Source organism: Bradyrhizobium sp. WCU1, from assembly GCF_053474805.1.
Genome location: NZ_CM130280.1, coordinates 3350612 through 3367732 on the forward strand (window position 1 = coordinate 3350612; position 17121 = coordinate 3367732).

A 17121-nucleotide genomic window follows, 5' to 3' on the forward strand; every position below is an offset into this window, starting at 1 on the left:
TATCAGTATATCCCGTTCATGGCCAAAATCATCCGCTCTCAGCGCGCCGGCACCTCAAGCGTTCGGTCGGCGCCGAAGAAGAAAGTCGCGAAAGCGGCAAAGCCGCTGTCCAAAGGCACGGCAAAGAAGGCGCCCGCAAAAAAGGCCGCCAGGAAGGCTGCAAAGCCGAAGCCGTGGACGGCGGAGGAGGTCTACGAGGCCTTCGATCGGTTCCGCAAGGCCAATCCCGAGCCGAAGGGCGAGCTCGAGCACCTCAACCCCTACACGCTGCTGGTTGCAGTGGTGCTGTCGGCGCAGGCGACCGACGCCGGCGTCAACAAGGCGACGCGGCCGCTGTTCGAGGTCGCCGACACGCCGGAGAAGATGCTCGAGCTCGGCGAAGAAAAGGTCCGCGACTACATCAAGACCATCGGGCTCTATCGCAACAAGGCCAAGAACGTCATCGCGCTATCGGAGAAGCTGATCGCCGAATTCGGCGGCGAGGTGCCGCGCACCCGCGCTGAAATCGAATCATTGCCCGGCGCCGGCCGCAAGACTGCGAATGTCGTGCTCAACATGGCGTTCGGCGAACGCACGATGGCGGTCGACACCCACGTGTTTCGCGTCGGCAACCGCACCGGGCTCGCGCCCGGCAAGACGCCGCTCGAGGTCGAGCTCGGATTGGAGAAGGTGATCCCGACCGAGTTCATGCTGCACGCCCATCACTGGCTGATCCTGCATGGCCGCTACACCTGCCTCGCGCGCGGGCCGCGTTGCGAGGTATGTCTGATCAACGATCTCTGCCGGTGGCCGGAGAAGACCGTCTGAGCCATGATCGGCGTGGTGTGGTAAGAGGCTCGTCCGGCGTTCCGGTGCGTGACCGAGGAGTGTGGCGTGACAGAGCAGGTTCAAGAGGGTTCACCACGAGTCACCCAACCGGCTCTTGCTCCGGCGACAGCGCCAGACGCACCGAAATCTGCGACCAGGGGTTTCTGGCGCCGGTTCGCGATTCCGCTGTTTGCAGTGCTCGTCGCGCTCGCCTTCGTCGTCGTGGCGACCTCGCGCTGGAACGCGTGGGTCGGCAGCGCGACGATCCAGACCACCGATGATGCCTATGTCCGGGCCGAGCTCACCCAGCTCTCGAGCCGCGTTTCGGGCGAGGTGTTGACCGTCGCCGTCTCCGATTTCCAGCGCGTCAAGGCCGGCGATCTCCTGGTGCAGATCGATCCTGCCGATTACCAGGCGCAGGTCGCGCAGGCGGAGGCTGGCGTGGTCGGCGCGCAGGCCGCCCTCGACAACCTCAACAACCAGGTCGAGCTGCAATATGCGACGATCGCACAGGCCGAGGCCTCGCGACTGTCCGCTGAGGCACAGCAGACCCTGGCGCGCCAGGAGCAGGAGCGTCAGCAGTCGCTCTCGCAAACCGATGCCGGCACGCGGCAGCGCCTCGAGCAGGCGACCGCATCCTACGCCAAGTCGGAGGCCGACGTGCAGGCCAGCCGCGCGGTGATCGCGGCGCAGCGTCATCAGCTCGAGGTCCTGCAAGGCACCAAGAAGCAGCGCGCCGCCGATCTCGACGCCGCCAAGGCCCTGCTTGCGTCCGCCAAGCTCAAGCTCGGCTACACCAGGATCGCCGCGCCGTTCGACGGCGTCACCGGCGAGCGCCAGGTGCAGCCCGGCGATTACGTCAACATCGGCACCAACCTGGTCAATGTCGTGCCGCTGCCGAACGTCTATGTGATCGCCAATTACAAGGAGACCCAGCTGACCAACGTCAAGCCGGGTCAGCCGGTCGCGGTCACCGTGGATACATTCTCCGGCCAGACGCTGCGCGGCATCGTCGAGCGCATCGCGCCGGCGAGCGGATCGCAATTCGCGCTGCTGCCGCCCGACAACGCAACCGGCAACTTCACCAAGGTGGTGCAGCGGATTCCGGTGCGGATCCAGTTCGACAAGGGCCAGCCATTGCTCGATCGCCTGCTGCCCGGCATGTCGGTCGTGACGAGGATCAACACCGGCGAGGCGGTCGCCAATGCCGGAAAGTGATGACCCTGATCGCGGCCCGGTCTCGCGCGGCGACGTCGCGCGCTATCCGCTGTTCGCGGTCGTCGCCGTGCTGCTCGGCGCGTTCCTGGCGAATTTCGACAGCCGCCTGACCACGGTCGGGCTGCCCGATCTGCGCGGCGCGTTCTCGCTCACTTTCGACGAGGGCGCCTGGCTCTCGACCGCTGCGATCGGCTCGCAGATCTTCGTGGCGCCCGCGGTGGCCTGGCTCGCCACCGTGTTCGGCCTGCGCCGCGTGCTCGGCATTCCGAGCCTCATCTATGCCGTGGTCTCGCTGACCATCCCGTTCGTGCGCGACTACACGGCGCTGATCGCGCTCAGCATCGCGCACGGTATGCTGCTCGGCACCTTCGTGCCGGCGACGCTGATGATCATCCTGCGCAACCTGCCGATCCGCTGGTGGGTGCCGGGGATCGCGTTGTATTCGATCCGCGTCGGCTTCGCGCTGGACTCGTCGAGCTCGCTGGTCGGCTTCTATGTCGAGCATCTGGGCTGGCAGTGGCTGTACTGGCAGGGCGTGGTGATCGCGCCGCTGATGGGCCTGATGGTCTATCTCGGCACGCCGAAGGAGCCGGTCAATCGCGACCTGCTGCACCATGCCGATTGGGGCGGTATGCTGCTGCTCGGCGCCGGCGTCGCGATGGTCTATGCCGGGCTCGACCAGGGCAACCGGCTGGACTGGCTGTCGTCGGGCACCGTGATGGCGCTATTGATCGGGGGCGGGCTGTTGATCATCGCCTTCGTGATCAACGAGATGGTCGCGCCCCGGCCCTGGGCGCATTTCAACGTGCTGTGCTCGCGCAACATCGGGCTCTCGCTGATCGTCATCCTGCTGTACACGCTGACCAGCCTGTCGAACTCGTCGCTGGTGCCGAATTTCCTCGGCAGCGTCGGCGCGCTGCGGCCGGAGCAGTCGGGCGTGCTGCTGTTCACCTATGGCGCGCTGCCGATGTTCGTGCTGGTGCCGATCTCAATCGTCCTGCTCCGCCATCTCGATCCGCGCGTCGTCGTGGTGTTCGGATTCTCGGCCTTCGCGGCCGCCAATCTCTGGGGCACGCAGCTGAGCCACGTCTGGGCGCGGGAGGATTTCACGGGCATCGTCCTGCTCACGTCGGTGGGGCAGGCGCTGACGCTGCTGCCGATCATCATCATGGCGCTGTCGAACTCCGACCCGTCGCGGGCGACCGCGTTCGCGGCCTATATCCAGATCATGCGGCTCGGCGGCGCCGAGATCGGCATCGCATTGATGGGAACCTGGCTGCGCGTCCGTGAGCAGATTCATTCGAATTATCTCGGACAGCATGTCCAGGGCGGCGACGTCGACGTCGTGAATCTGCTGAAGCGGCTGGCGGGTGAATTTTCCAGTCACGGCATGGGGACGGCGATGGGGCGGGCCGTCGGCACGCTGGCGGCGCTAGTGCAGCGCGAAGCCAACACGCTCGCCTATATTGACGGCTTCTGGCTGTGCTTCTGGCTCGCGATCGCGGCGCTGGTCCTCGTCGCCTTCATCACCCGCGCGCCGCAGGGCCCGCTGTCGCCGGTGTCGCTTGGTTTCATGAAGAATCTGCTGCGCAGGCCCGGCGCCGCCGCTTCCTGATCTGGCGAAAGGCGCAGCCCGGATGTCGCCGGCGGCGTGCTGCCGGAGTCAATTTATAGTGACTGCCGCGCTCTCTCTATCGCGCCGGTGCCTGAAATATTTTGCGTACCGCGTGGTTCCATAACCGGGGGAACTGGAGCCACGATGATCGAGACCAAGCAGACGGCCGCGCTTGTTTCCATGGCGACGGCGGTTCCACCGCATCTATTCCATCAGGGACAGATCCTGCAGGCCGCGCGCAGCCTTCTTGCCGACCGCTATCCCGAATTCGAGACGCTCTCCAGCCTGTTCGCCAACACCGGCATCCAGCATCGCCATGGCGTGAAGCCGATCGAATGGTATCTCGAGCGGCGCGGTTGGCCGGAGCGAACGCAGGCGTTCCTGGAGGGCGCCGAGGCGCTGTTCGTCGATGCCGCCGGCAAGGCGATCGCGGCCGCCGGCCTGACCGGCAGCGAGATCGATACCGTGGTCACGGTGTGCTCGACCGGCATCGCGACGCCGACGCTGGAGGCGCGCGTCGCCGGCAAGCTCGGCCTGCGGCCGGATGTGTCGCGTGTGCCGGTGTTCGGTCTCGGCTGCGCGGGCGGCGTGTCGGGCCTCTCGATCGCGGCGCGGCTGGCGCAGGCGCGGCCGGGCACGAACGTGCTGCTGGTTGCGCTCGAACTCTGCACGCTCGCGGTCCGCCACGATGAGCTGACCAAGGCGAATATCGTCGCAGCCAGCCTGTTCGGCGATGGCGCCGCCGCGCTCGTGCTGCGTGCCGGTGACGGCGGTGCGACGCGGATCGAGGCGTCCGGCGAAAAGCTGTGGCCGGATACGCTCGACATCATGGGCTGGACGGTCGATCCGGAGGGATTCGGCGTCGTCTTTCAGCGCACCATTCCGGATTTCGTCCGCGACCATGTTGGACCGGCCGTTGCCGAAATTCTCGCGCGGATGCAGCTAACGACCGATGACATCGACCGCTTCCTCTGCCATCCCGGCGGCGCCAAGGTGATCGCCGCGCTGGAGCGCGCGCTCGCGCTCGATCAGGGCACGCTCGATCACGAACGCGATGTCATCGCGGCATGCGGCAACATGTCGGCCCCGACGGTTCTGTTTGTTCTCGAACGCGCCCGCGCCAGGGGATTGCCGCCGCGCGCGCTGCTCACCGCGCTCGGGCCGGGCTTCACGCTCAGTTGCGTCGCGCTGAGGCACGCGGCGTGAACCTCGCTTCGGTCATCCTTGCGCTGGTCACGCTGCAGCGCTTCGGCGAGCTCGTGCTGTCCCGTCGCAACACGGAGCGGCTGCTGACGCGAGGCGCCATCGAAGTCGGCGCCGCTCACTACCCGCTCATCGTGCTGCTTCACGCGGGCTGGCTGACCGCGCTGTGGATCTGGGGCCGTAACCAGGATGTCAACCTCGCCGCATTGGCGGCTTTCGTGGCGCTGCAAGGTTTGCGGCTGTGGATCCTCGCCGCGCTCGGGCCGCGATGGACCACGCGGATCATCGTATTGCCGGGAACGCCGCTGGTCGCATCCGGGCCCTACCGGTACTTTCCGCATCCGAACTATGCCGTCGTGGTCGCTGAGATCGCGCTGCTCCCGCTGGCTCTGCACCTGTCGGTGCTGGCGTTGATCTTCACCGTGCTCAATCTCACGGTGCTTGCGATTCGAATTCGCGCCGAGAGCCGCGCGCTCTCGGTTTCCGACTGGCCACGCATCAGCACGCCATGAGCGCGCGGGCAGATCAGCAAGCCGACAGCCCATCGGCTGCGACCTGGGCAGGCTTCCTCTTGATGTGCCTCGGCATGTTCATGGCGATCCTCGACATCCAGGTCGTCGCGACCTCGCTGCCGACGATCCAGCGCGCGCTGACGATCTCGCCTTCCGCGATGAGCTGGATCCAGACCGCCTATCTGATCGCGGAGGTGATCGCGATCCCGCTGACCGGACTGCTCACCCATGCACTGTCGCTGCGATGGTTGTTCGTCATCGCCGTCAGCCTGTTCACCATCGCGTCGGTCGGCTGCGCCTTCAGCGGCGGCTTTGCCGTGCTGCTGACGTTCCGCGTGCTGCAGGGATTTTCCGGCGGCGTCCTGATCCCCGCGGTGTTCTCCGCCGTGTTCACGCTGTTTCCGGCGCGCCTTCATCCGGTCGCCACCACGATCGGCGGCGCCATCGCGGTGCTTGCGCCGACCGTTGGACCTGTCGTCGGTGGCTGGATCACGCAGACCTGGTCGTGGCCCTGGCTGTTCCTGATCAACCTGGTTCCGGGCACGATCGCGGCGCTGGTCACGCCGTTGCTGCTGCCGAAAGAGCGGATGCATCTTCGCGCGTTCTCCAGGCTGGACAAATCGTCGCTGATCCTGCTCGCAGCGGCCCTCGCAAGCCTGATGATCGGGCTGAAGGAAGCGCCGCAGCGCGGCTGGGCCTCGATGCTCTGCCTCAGCCTGCTGATCGGAAGCGTTGCCGGGATCGCGCTGCTGATCCGGCGCACGCTCCGCGCGGCGGATCCGATCGCGCAATTGACCTTGTTCCGGCGGCGTTCGTTCGCGATCGGCTGCGGCCTGAGCTTTTGCCTCGGCGTCGGTCTCTACGGATCGACTTATCTGATGCCGGTCTTCCTCGGCTTCGTCCGCCGCCATGACGCCTTCGAGATCGGCACCACCATGCTGGTCACGGGAGCTGCGCAGCTCGTCGCCGCGCCGCTGGCGGCCTTCCTCGAAAGTCGCGTCGGCGCGCTGGCGTTGACCGCGACGGGCTTTGCCTTGTTCGCGTTCGGTCTGGGTCTCAGCGCCTTCCAGCCTCGTACGGCCGATTTCGGCGAGATGGTCTGGCCGCAGGTCGTGCGCGGCATCGCCATCATGTTTTGCCTGCTGCCGCCGACACGGTTTGCACTGGGTTCGCTGCCAGAGGACGAAATTGCCGACGCCAGCGGATTGTTCAACCTGATGCGAAATCTCGGCGGCGCGATCGGGATCGCCCTGATCGACACCATCCTCTACGGGCGCAGCCCGATCTATGGCGAGGATTTTCGTGCACGCCTGCTGGCAGGCGATATCAACGCGGCGCAGGCGATCGGGCTCGATCCGATGTTGCTGATCAACCGACCGCTGGGTCCGCCCGACGAGGCGACGGTGGCGTTCATCCGGCCGCTGATCGAACGGGCCTCGCTCGCACTCACCGTCAACGAGGCATGGGCAATGCTCGCCTGCGTGGCGATCGCAGGATTGCTGCTGGTGCCGTTCGCGCGGGCACCGGCGTCTCTCCAGGTGCCGCGAGAAGCGGACTAGCTAGATTGAAGAGACGTTGCTTCGCCGCGCCGGCTCGATCAGCTCGCGGCGCGGGCCCGACAGCCGCTTGTACATGTGGACCATGAACGCCATGCCGAACAGCGGCGTCGCCAGGTTGACGATTGGGATCGAGACGAAGGCGGCGATGAACAGGCCCGCGGTGAATACGGTCGCCGCATTCTCCTTGCGCATCGCCTTGGCATCATCAGGCGAGCGGAAGCGCATCGCCGCGAGCTCGAAATATTCGCGGCCGAGCAGCCAGGCGGTCGCGATGAAGAAGATGATGAAGCCCGCGCCCGCGAACAGCACGAACGGCAGCGCGACCACGTAGACCAGGATGGTCAGCAGCGCCGTCTTGACGCCCTCGATCGTCGCCAGCGTGACCGGCAGCGCCACGCCGGGATGGTCGGCCGGATAGTGCTCGCGCTCGACATGGTCGGCGACGTCGTCGACGAACAGGCTCGCCATCAGCGAGGTGATCGCCGGCATCAGGAAGATGCCGCCGAGCACGACGCCGAGGCCGGCCGAGATCGAGATGATCCAGGACAGCACGTGCAGCGTGGAATGGAAGCCGGGGCCGAGCATGCCTTCGGCCCAGACCTCGCCGGTGTCGGCAAACCAGCTCAGCAGCCGCTGCAATCCGATCGCCAGCACGGTGATCAGCACCAGCGCAAGCCCGATCGAGCGCCACAGGATCGAGCGCATCGGCGGCGAAAGGATTTGCGAAAGCGCCTTGACGGCGGCATCAAACATGACTGGGCTACCTCTGCAAATTAACGAGCGAGAGGTAGCCACCCAATATGGCTTCGGCAAGTGCCGTGTGTGCCGCGGTTCGACTCGAATTGCCTCAGGCGACGAGCGGCTTGCCCCGGACGTTGGGTCCCCAGACACCGATAGTCACAATCACGATCACCATCGCCGCGGTGATCAGGCCGAACACGCCGCCGACGCCCGCCTCCTTCAACATGAACGCCACGATGAAGCCAGAGAAAGTCGCGCTGAGCCGGCTCATCGAATAGACGAGCCCCGCCGCACGCGCCCTGATAGCGGTCGGGAACACCTCGGTCTGGTAGGCGTGATAGGCGTAGGACAGCGTCATGTTGGCGCCGGTCACCAGCACACCGCTCGCGATCAGCAGCACAGGCGCGGTGAGTTGCGCGAAGGCGAGGCCGAACACCGAGATCGCGGCGGCCGCGCCGCAAATGATCCATTTGCGCTCGAAGCGGTCGGCGAAGGTTGCGGCCAGGAGCGGCGCCAGCGGATAGGCGAACGCGATGATGAACGAGTATTGCAGGCTCTTGGTGACGTTGATGCCCTTCTCGACCAGAAGCGCCGGAACCCAGTTGGAGAAGCCGTAGACGCCGAACGCCTGGCAGAGATTGAAGATCATGAACAGTACGACGAGCGAGGCGTAGGGCGGCCTGAACAGGTCGGCATAGCCGGTCTCGGCCGGCGCACGTGCCGGCGCCATTGCGGCGGCCGGGGCGGGGCGCAGCGCGGCCGTGCCCGATGAAGCCTCCAGCGTCCGCATGATCCGCTCGGCTTCAGCCGAGCGGCCATTTCGTGCGAGCCAGAGCGGGCTTTCCGGCACGTAGAGCCGCAGCACCCAGATGATCATGCTGGCGGCCGCGCCGATCAGCACCACCCAGCGCCAGCCGTCGATGCCGTAAGGCGTTGCCGGCACCAGCCACCACGACAGTGCGGCGACGATCGGCACCGCCGACAGCATCACAGCCTGGTTGATCGCAAAGGCCCGGCCGCGCATCCAGCTCGGCACCAGCTCGGTGATGTAGGCGTCGATGGTGATGACCTCGATGCCGATTCCGATCCCGGCGATGAAGCGCCACAGCAAGAGGCCGCCAGGCGTGGTCTGGCACGCCATGATGACGGACGCTGCGCTGTAGAACAGCAGCGAGTAAGTGAAGACGGCCTTGCGCCCGTAACGATCGGCGAGGAAGCCGAGGCAGAAGGTGCCGATGAACAGGCCGGCGAAAGTCGCCGCGACGAAGGCGCCGATGCCGGAGAAGCCGAAGAAGGCCTGCGTCGTCGTGGTCATCAGCCCGCTGCGCGCGAGGCCCGGCGCGATATAGCCGGTGAAGAACAGATCGTAGATTTCGAAGCAACCGCCGAGCGAGAGCAAAATCACCAGCCGCCAGACATAGCCGGACGCCGGCAGCGCCTCGAGCCGTCGTGAAATCTGGTCCGGTCCGCTTGTCGTGTTGACGCGATCGGCAACCGAGCCGAGTTCGACGGCGCTCATGTTGGTCCTCCCCGTGTGGTCCAGCGGCCGCCTTTCTTGCGAAGGCGTGTCATCCGCGCATGTTTGGCAGCCGGGAGCCAGAAATCCAGACGAACATATCGAAGAGATCGTTCGATATTTTCGATCGTACTATCCAGGACGCGCTTTCTTGACGCGAACCGGCGTCCATCCCGCATCGCGTGCGGGACAGGCTTCGCTTGAAAGCGCTTCAGATCAGGAGCGTCGCCTCCCAGGCGCCGCGGCCCACCTGGTCTGCGATCAGGGCGCGGATCAGGCGGCACATTTCCTCCATGACGTAAGTCATGGGGCGGTTGCGCAGGCGGCAGAGATAGAGCGTGCGGGTCAGTTTCGGTTCGATGACTTCGCGCGCGACCAGCAATCGTGCCTTCAGCGGCTCGCTGACGAAGTGAGTCGTTGCGATCGTGCAGCCGAGGCCCGCGATCAGCGCCCCGATCATGCCGCTGGTCGAGTTGAGATGCATGATCGCATTGGCCTCCAGCCGCTTGAGCGGCACGGGATCATCGACCAGGGCGCGCGCGGAGAGCCCGTGCCGCAACAGGATCAACGGCAGCCGTGCCACTTCCTCGAAGCTGATCGGGGCCTTTCTGCCGATCAGTTTCTCGGTGCCGACGCAGAACATCTGCTCCTCCAGCACCGGCTCGGCCACCAGGTCTTTTTCCGACGGCGGATTGTAGACCAGTGCGAGGTCGACGTCGGAGCTCAGCAGGTGCAGCAGCGTCGCGCCGGAGAGACTCTCGGTCAGCGACAGCTTCAGGTTCGGATATTTGGTCAGCACGGTCCGCATCAGCGGCACGCCGATCGCCTTCATCCCGGAATTGGCCATGCCGATCGAGATGTCGCCGGCGATCTCGCTGCCGCCTTCCCTGATCTCGCGCTCGGCCGCCGCCATGGCACGCAGGATGATGCGGGCATGCTCGTAGAGCCGCTCGCCCGCCGCGGTCGGTTCCATGCCGCGCGGCTTGCGCTCGAACAGCGGCGTGGCGAATTCGGCTTCCAGATTGGCGATGTGGTGGCTCAGCGCTGACTGCGCGACATTGGCCTGATCCGCCGCCCGCGACAGGTTGCGCTGCTCGTAAACCGCGATGAAATAGCGAAGCTGGCGCGAATCCATGGGTTCAGCGTTCTAGAACGACGAATGCACTATTCGACAGATTATATTTTTCAGATAGCGTGCGGAAGCCTAACCTGCGCCAACTACTCAAAACGAGCGCAACGAGCACGGAGAAACCGATGACCGGGAGCGGACTGCCGCTGGAGGGTGTGAGGGTCGTCGAGATGACCCACATGGTGATGGGGCCGACCTGCGGGATGATCCTGGCGCAACTCGGCGCCGAAGTGATCAAGGTCGAACCTCCGGCCGGCGACAAGACCCGCTCGCTCGGCGGCATGGGCGTCTCGTTCTTCCCGCTGTTCAACCGTGGCAAGCGCAGCGTGGTGCTCAATCTCGCCAAACCTGAGGACCGCGACACCATGCACCGGCTGCTCGCCGGCGCCGACGTGTTCCTGGAGAATTTCCGCGACGGTCAACTCGACAAGCAGGGTCTCGGGCCCGAGCAGCTGCGCGCGAAATACCCGCACCTGATCATCGCCGGCCACAAGGGCTTTCTCTCCGGTCCCTATGATCATCGCCCGGCGCTCGATGAGGTCGTGCAGATGATGTCGGGGCTCGCCGCGATGACCGGTACCCGCGACAAGCCGCAACGTGTCGGCTCCTCCGCCAATGACATCATGGGCGGCATGTTCGGGGTGATCTCGATCCTCGCCGCTCTCTATCAGAGGCGCTGCGGCAAGGCTGACGGTGCCGACATCCGCATCGGCCTGTTCGAGAACTGCCTGTTCCTGGTTGCCCAGCACATGGTCGAATACGAGATGACCGGGCGCAAGCCGCGTTCGATGCCGGAGCGCGAGCACGCTTGGCCGATCTACGACATCTTCGATGCCGCCGGCGGGGATCGCATCTTCATCGGCGTCGTGACCGAAGGCCATTGGCAGAGTTTCTGCCGCGAATTTGGCCTGACGGAATTCGCCGACGATCCGACATTGCGCAGCACCACGGACCGCATCATGGCGCGCGACCGGATCATTCCGCGCGTCGCCGAGGTGATCAAGGGCTGGAACGTGGCCGACCTCTCGGCGCGGCTCGACGCGCTCAACATCTGCTTCTCGCCGATCAACCGGCCGGAGGATCTGTTGCAGGACCCGCATGTGTTGCGTCCGGGTGGCCTCGTTCACAATGTCAATGTCGATGGCAAGCCGTTCCGCGTCCCCGCGCTGCCGGTCGAATGGAACGGACGCCATATCGGCGAAGGCCTGACAGTGCCGGTGCTTGGCGCCGATACCGAGGCGGTCCGTGCCGAGCTCGATCAACAAACAATTTCGTCAACTGGAAACGCTGCGTGAGGCTGACATGACCCGGGTCCACGATATCTATCCCAACGACAGAGTGAGCCTGCGCGAGGTCGGCCTGCGCGACGGCCTGCAGCTCGTGAAGACGTTCCCCTCGACCGCGGCGAAGCAGCGCTGGGTGCGCGACGAATATGCCGCCGGCGTCCGGCATTTCGAGGTCGGCTCGTTCCTGCCGGCCAAGACCTTCCCGCAATTCGTCGATGTCCGTGACGTTATCGCCACTGTCGCCGCGCTGCCTGGCGCGCATGGCGTCGCGCTGGCGCTGAACGAGCGCGGCGTCAATGAGGCGCTGGCCTCCGGCGTCGCCGAGATCGCATCGGTGGTGTCGGCGACCGAGGAGCACAGCCAGGCCAATGCCAACCGCTCGCGCGAATCCGCGATCGAGAACATCAGGCGCCTCTGCGAGCTGCGCGACGCCAGCGCGCACAGGCCGCTGGTCAATGCCGCGATCTCGATGGGGCTTGGCTGCTCGATCGTCGGTGCGGTCGATCCGAACGAGGTGTTGCGCCTCACCGAGAAGCTCTACGAGGTCGGCGTCGACATGGTCGCGATCGCCGATACCGTCGGCTATGCCGGACCGAAGCAGGTCGGCGAGCTGACCCGTGGCGCGGTGAAGATCGCGGGCTCCAAGCCGGTCTGCGTCCATCTGCACGACACGCGAGGAATGGGCATTGCCAATGCCTCGGCCGCGCTTGATGAAGGCGCCCGCGTGCTCGACGGTTCGCTCGGCGGCCTCGGCGGCTGCCCGTTCGCGCCGGGCGCCACCGGCAATGTCGTGTTCGAGGACCTCGTCTTCCTCTGCGAGAGCAAGGGATTTCCGACCGGCATCGATCTCGATCGCCTTATCGAAGTGCGCTCCATCCTGAAAGCTGAGATGCCGGGCGAAACGCTCTATGGCGGCCTCGCCCGTGCCGGCCTGCCGCGTGGCACGAGAGCGAAGGCGGCGTAGCGACGTTCGTAGATGGGGCAACGGGCCGGCCCGTTACCCATCTAAGCTGCCGTGCATCCTTAATCGTGCCCATGCCCGCGCTTGCGCGGCTTCTTGTCCGCCGCGGTCGGGATCATCACGACGCGGCCGTAGCGCACGCCGCGCTCGGCGATGACGTGGTCGGCGAGATGGCGGACTTCGCTGCTGGCGCCCTTCAGCGCCGTCACCTCCATGCAGCTGTCGTCGTCGAGATGCACGTGCAGCGTCGCCAGCGACAGGTCGTGATGGCCGTGGAAATTCTGCACCAGCCGCTTCGACAGGTCGCGCGCGGCGTGATCATAGACATAGACCAGCGCGGCCACGCACTGCCCTGACGGCGCCTCCTCAGCGCTTTGCTGCAAACCGGCGCGCGCGAGGTCGCGGATGATCTCGGAGCGGTTCTGGTAGCCGCGCGCCTCGGCGGCGGCGTCGATCTCCGCGAGCAGATCATCCTCGATGGTGATGGTGATGCGTTGCATGGACTATCCGTGTTGCTGAGCGCCAGTATGACATTTCTCTTGTAACGTCATACTACGCTTGCTAGCGTTCGCTGGCCGGGTTTGGTTTGTGCTGGTGCGGTTGTCGCGTGACTGTAACAGGTATCATGCGGGGGCATGGGTGTTGCGTCGTACTGTTTGGCGGATATTTCCCGCCGCATCCATTGCAGCGTGCGCGGCGGTCGCCGAAGCGCAGACCGTGGCTGTCACACCGAGCCAGCTGCCGCCGGTCACGGTGACGTCGCCTGCTCAAGCGCCGCCCAAGCGCGCCAGGCCGTCCCAACGCCCGCGCCATGCTGCCGCCGGCGGCCACAGGCCCGCAGCGCTGCCACCGAGTCCGCCGAATTCCCCGAACGACGGAATCACCGCCGGCGCTGCGACGATCCCTGCCGCCAATCTGCAACCCGCCGCAGCCAGCGAGCGGCAGATCAGCGGCGAGCAGTTGAACGCGCGGCCGGTCTCGCGCGTCGGCGAAGTCCTGGAGGCGGTGCCGGGCCTGATCGTCACCCAGCACTCCGGCGAAGGCAAAGCCAACCAGTATTTTCTGCGCGGCTTCAATCTCGATCACGGCACCGATCTCGCCATCAGCGTCGACGGCATGCCGGTCAACATGCTGACCCATGGCCACGGCCAGGGCTATGCCGACATCAACTTCCTGATTCCGGAGCTGATCCAGTCGGTCGACGTCCGAAAGGGGCCGTATTATGCCGACAAGGGTGACTTCGCGTCCGCCGGCGCTGTCGACATCAACTACCTCGATCGGCTCTCGAAGAACATCGTGGAGCTGACCGCCGGCAGTTTCGGCTATCAGCGCGCGATGGCCGCAGGCTCGACGAAGGTGGGCGACGGCACGCTGCTCGCAGCTTTCGAGGCCAACAAGTACAACGGCCCGTGGGACGTGCCCGACGACGTCCGCAAGCTCAACGGCGTGCTGCGCTACAGCCAGGGCACCGCGACCGACGGCTTCTCGCTGACCGCAATGGCCTACTCCAACGGCTGGAATTCGACCGACCAGGTGGCGCAGCGCGCCATCGACCAGGGCCTGATCGGCCGCTACGGCTCGCTCGATCCGACCGACGGCGGCACGTCGAGCCGCTTCAGCCTGTCAGGCAATTGGGCGCAGTCGAGCGATTACGGACAGACCAAGCTCAACGCCTATGTGATCCGCTCGTCGCTGCAGCTCTACAACGACTTCACCTACTTCCTCGACGATCCCGTCAATGGCGACCAGTTCAGCCAGACCGACAGGCGCACCGTCTACGGCTTCGATGCCAGCCATGCCGCCGATATTCGCATCGCGGGCATCGATACCCAGGCCCGGGTCGGCGTGCAGACCCGCTACGACGACATCAATGTCGGCCTGTTCAAGACCGCGCAGCGCGAGATCCTGTCCACGGTGCGCAACGACCAGGTGCAGGAGGGCAGCGTCGCGCTGTGGGCCGATACCACCGCGCGCTGGACCGACTGGCTGCGTACCACGGTCGGCATTCGCGAGGATTATTTTGCCGGCCATGTGCTGAGCGACACGCCGCAGAACTCCGGCAACGCGCAGGCGGCGATGACGAGCCCGAAGGCCGGCATCGTGCTCGGTCCGTGGTCCAAGACCGAGTTCTACGGCAATGCGGGGTTCGGCCTGCATTCCAACGATATCAGGGGCGCGACCATCACGGTCGATCCCAACGACAAGGTGACGCCGCTCGAACGCGTGCCGCTGCTGGTGCGCTCGAAGGGCGCCGAGTTCGGCATCCGTACCAGGGCGGTCGACGGGCTGACCTCGTCGCTTGCGGTATTCGTGCTCGACTTCGATTCCGAACTGCTGTTCGTCGGTGACGCCGGTACCACCGAGCCGAGCCGGCCGAGCCGGCGCGTGGGCGTCGAGTGGACCAATCAATACAAATTGCTGCCTTGGATGAGCCTCGACCTTGATCTGGCCTATACCCGCGCTCGCTTCACCGATTTTGATCCGGTCGGCAATTTCATTCCGGGGGCGCCTAGCTGGGTCGCCAGCGGCGGCGTTACCTTCGGCCGCGATACCGGCTGGTTCGGCAGCCTGCGTGCCCGCTATTTCGGCCCGCGCCCGCTGATCGAGGACGACAGCGTCCGCTCGCTGTCGTCGTTCATCGTCAACGCCCGCGCCGGCTATAAGTTCGACAATGGGATGCGGCTGCAGCTCGACGTCCTCAATCTCTTCAACGCACAGACCAATCAGATCGAGTATTACTATCTCTCCCGTCTGCCGGGGGAGCCGATCGACGGCGTCGCGGACCGTCATGTGCATCCTGCTGAGCCGCTTGCCGTCCGGCTGACGCTGGCGGCAACGTTCTGATCAGTCGCGCGTGCGGCGGCTCGAGCTGAAATCCTCGACGCCGGGCTGCACCGGGGCGGTTTCGCGGGAGGGCGGTACGATCAGCAACACGACTCGGCGCGTCCGGCCGGGCCTGCCCAGCAACGTTGCCTGCGCATCGAACTCGGAACGAAAGAGGTTGGTGGCGCGCGACGCCGTGCGTGCCATCCAGCTCAGGCAGTCCGCCTGGTCTGCGAAGCACAATGCGGCCCAGCCGCGATCGAGCGTGGTCTTGCGCGGCAAACCCCAAGTGTACTGATAGGCGAACGGCCGGGCATAGAACGGATGATCCGGGCTGTAGAAGGCGGCAGCGAAGGCGAGTGCGTCGTCGCCGCTGACCGAGACGAGCGGCGTCCCGACCGCATGGTGCCACCGTGCGGTGAGCTCGGTCGCGATCGCATGATAGAAGCTGCGGCCCTCTTCATAACCGTAAGCGTGGCGATAGAGCGCGTGGATCGGCGCGCCGGCGGCAACCGCGAGAATGGCAATGCCCGCCACCATGACGGTCAGGTTGACCGCGTAGAAGCGCTCGATCGGGTAGCTCGTTCCGCACACGATCAGCACGATGAACAGGAAGAGGCCCTGCACCGCCCAGAGCGAGGGCAGGTCGGTGCCGATCGCAAGCGACACGATCGCCGGAAACAAGATGGTGCCGATTGCGACCAGCAGCAGCAGGCGGAGCCCCGGGTTCATTGCGCGGAAATCGGCCGGCAGCTGCGCCAGCCTTTGGCCGGCAATGAACACCCAGGTCACCGCCGCGACCGAGAGCGCCGCGATCAGCCCCGTGATGAAATAGGCCACCTCCCACAGCGCGGCGACATGGTCGACGCCGGCATGCGCGAGCGCATAGTCGAATGTCGTTGCTCCAGTCGTGGCGAGCCAGTGCAGATGCGGGCCGAGCACCAGCATTCCGGCCAGCGTGGAGATCCAGGGTGAGGCCGACAGCAAATAGCGGCGGCGATCCGGATGCAGCACGGCCGCGAAGACGAAGCTCGCGACCAGGAAGATCGAATAATATTTGCCGAGCATCGCGAGCGCGCAGGCCGCGCCGGCCGCGATCGCCCAGCCGAGTTGCCGTGGCGCCTCGAACGCGCGAAGGAAGCAGTAGGTCGCCAGCGGCCAGGATGCCAGCAGCACCGTGTTGGCGTTGAACCGCTGGGCGTGGAATTGATACACCGGCAGCAGCATCGCCAGCAGCAGGACGATCACCCGCTTCTCGCCACGGACAAAGCGGCGCGAGATCAGGTCGACCGCCCACAGCGCCACGGCTGCATTGACCATCGCCATCAGCTGCAGCGACCAATCGGTCAGCGGGAAAACCGCGGTCCATCCCCGGGTGATCCAGCCCATCATCGGCGGATGCTTGTGGTATCCCCACGCGAGGTGCCGGCCGAGCGTCCAGGTCTCGAGCACGTCGGGGTGCAGGCCGGCGCCGAGATAGGCGACGACCAGATACGCCGTCCAGACTGCGACAAAGAGTGCGAGCAGCAGCGGGATCGACCAGCCGGTCTCGATTCCCTCCAGCCAGATGTTGAATGGACGGCGCCAGCGCGCCGGATGCTTCTCCGACGCCGCGGCCATCGCCGAGAAATCTATCAACCGAAGCACCGTAAAACTACCGAATGAAAGCGAGCGAGAAGCGCACGCACCCTAGTGATGCGGTAGCGAGAACTCAACGACGAAGCCGGACGATGAGGCGGATTCCAGATGGT

The 17121-nt window shown here is 65.6% G+C and carries 14 protein-coding genes; 9 read left to right on the plus strand and 5 right to left on the minus strand.

Annotation, left to right across the window (positions count from 1 at the left end):
- Positions 1–18 precede the first annotated feature (18 nt).
- The 6 genes from nth (at position 19) to ACTUWL_RS15605 (ending at position 6914) form a co-directional block, all read left to right on the plus strand.
- The gene (gene nth / locus ACTUWL_RS15580) at positions 19–807 is read left to right on the plus strand and encodes an endonuclease III (protein WP_021082548.1); all 789 of its coding nucleotides are present in this window, start codon (positions 19–21) and stop codon (positions 805–807) included.
- Positions 808–873: 66 nt separating this feature from the next.
- On the plus strand, positions 874–2025 hold the full coding sequence (locus ACTUWL_RS15585; protein WP_021082549.1) for an HlyD family secretion protein: 1152 nt from the start codon (positions 874–876) through the stop codon (positions 2023–2025).
- Complete coding sequence (locus ACTUWL_RS15590) at positions 2012–3640, plus strand: MFS transporter (protein ID WP_021082550.1); 1629 nt, start codon at positions 2012–2014, stop codon at positions 3638–3640. Before ACTUWL_RS15585 ends, ACTUWL_RS15590 begins: the two co-directional genes overlap by 14 nt.
- A 144-nt stretch (positions 3641–3784) precedes the next feature.
- A complete protein-coding gene (locus ACTUWL_RS15595; protein WP_021082551.1) occupies positions 3785–4846 on the plus strand; it encodes a type III polyketide synthase in 1062 nt (353 codons plus the stop codon).
- Entirely contained in the window at positions 4843–5355 is a 513-nt protein-coding gene (locus tag ACTUWL_RS15600) for an isoprenylcysteine carboxyl methyltransferase family protein (RefSeq protein ID WP_021082552.1), read from the plus strand. The genes ACTUWL_RS15595 and ACTUWL_RS15600 overlap by 4 nt, the downstream gene beginning before the upstream one ends.
- Positions 5352–6914, plus strand: a complete 1563-nt coding sequence (locus ACTUWL_RS15605; protein WP_035653700.1) for a DHA2 family efflux MFS transporter permease subunit — start codon at positions 5352–5354, stop codon at positions 6912–6914. Before ACTUWL_RS15600 ends, ACTUWL_RS15605 begins: the two co-directional genes overlap by 4 nt.
- Here ACTUWL_RS15605 and ACTUWL_RS15610 read toward each other — a convergent pair whose 3' ends face one another.
- The 3 genes from ACTUWL_RS15610 to ACTUWL_RS15620 form a co-directional block, all read right to left on the minus strand.
- Positions 6915–7667, minus strand: a complete 753-nt coding sequence (locus ACTUWL_RS15610; RefSeq protein ID WP_021082554.1) for a sulfate transporter family protein — start codon at positions 7665–7667, stop codon at positions 6915–6917.
- 94 nt (positions 7668–7761) lie between these two features.
- Positions 7762–9174 carry an MFS transporter gene (locus tag ACTUWL_RS15615; protein ID WP_021082555.1) on the minus strand — a complete coding sequence of 471 codons (1413 nt, stop codon included), beginning with the start codon at positions 9172–9174 and terminating at the stop codon, positions 7762–7764.
- 208 nt (positions 9175–9382) lie between these two features.
- The gene (locus ACTUWL_RS15620) at positions 9383–10306 is read right to left on the minus strand and encodes a LysR family transcriptional regulator (protein WP_021082556.1); all 924 of its coding nucleotides are present in this window, start codon (positions 10304–10306) and stop codon (positions 9383–9385) included.
- 119 nt (positions 10307–10425) lie between these two features.
- Between ACTUWL_RS15620 and ACTUWL_RS15625 the strand changes: the two genes are divergently transcribed.
- Together ACTUWL_RS15625 and ACTUWL_RS15630 are read left to right on the plus strand one after the other, a co-directional pair.
- A complete protein-coding gene (locus ACTUWL_RS15625; protein WP_021082557.1) occupies positions 10426–11595 on the plus strand; it encodes a CaiB/BaiF CoA transferase family protein in 1170 nt (389 codons plus the stop codon).
- 7 nt (positions 11596–11602) lie between these two features.
- The gene (locus ACTUWL_RS15630; protein ID WP_021082558.1) at positions 11603–12550 is read left to right on the plus strand and encodes a hydroxymethylglutaryl-CoA lyase; all 948 of its coding nucleotides are present in this window, start codon (positions 11603–11605) and stop codon (positions 12548–12550) included.
- A 59-nt stretch (positions 12551–12609) separates the two neighbouring features.
- Here the strand turns inward: ACTUWL_RS15630 and nikR are convergent, their stop codons facing one another.
- Positions 12610–13047, minus strand: coding sequence for a nickel-responsive transcriptional regulator NikR (gene nikR / locus ACTUWL_RS15635; RefSeq protein WP_021082559.1), 438 nt, complete (start codon positions 13045–13047; stop codon positions 12610–12612).
- A 217-nt stretch (positions 13048–13264) separates the two neighbouring features.
- On the opposite strand from nikR, the gene ACTUWL_RS15640 reads away from it, so the two are divergent.
- Entirely contained in the window at positions 13265–15391 is a 2127-nt protein-coding gene (locus tag ACTUWL_RS15640) for a TonB-dependent receptor (RefSeq protein ID WP_291734861.1), read from the plus strand.
- On the opposite strand, the gene ACTUWL_RS15645 is transcribed toward ACTUWL_RS15640, so the two are convergent.
- Entirely contained in the window at positions 15392–16990 is a 1599-nt protein-coding gene (locus tag ACTUWL_RS15645) for a glycosyltransferase family 39 protein (protein WP_021082561.1), read from the minus strand.
- Positions 16991–17121: the final 131 nt, after the last annotated feature.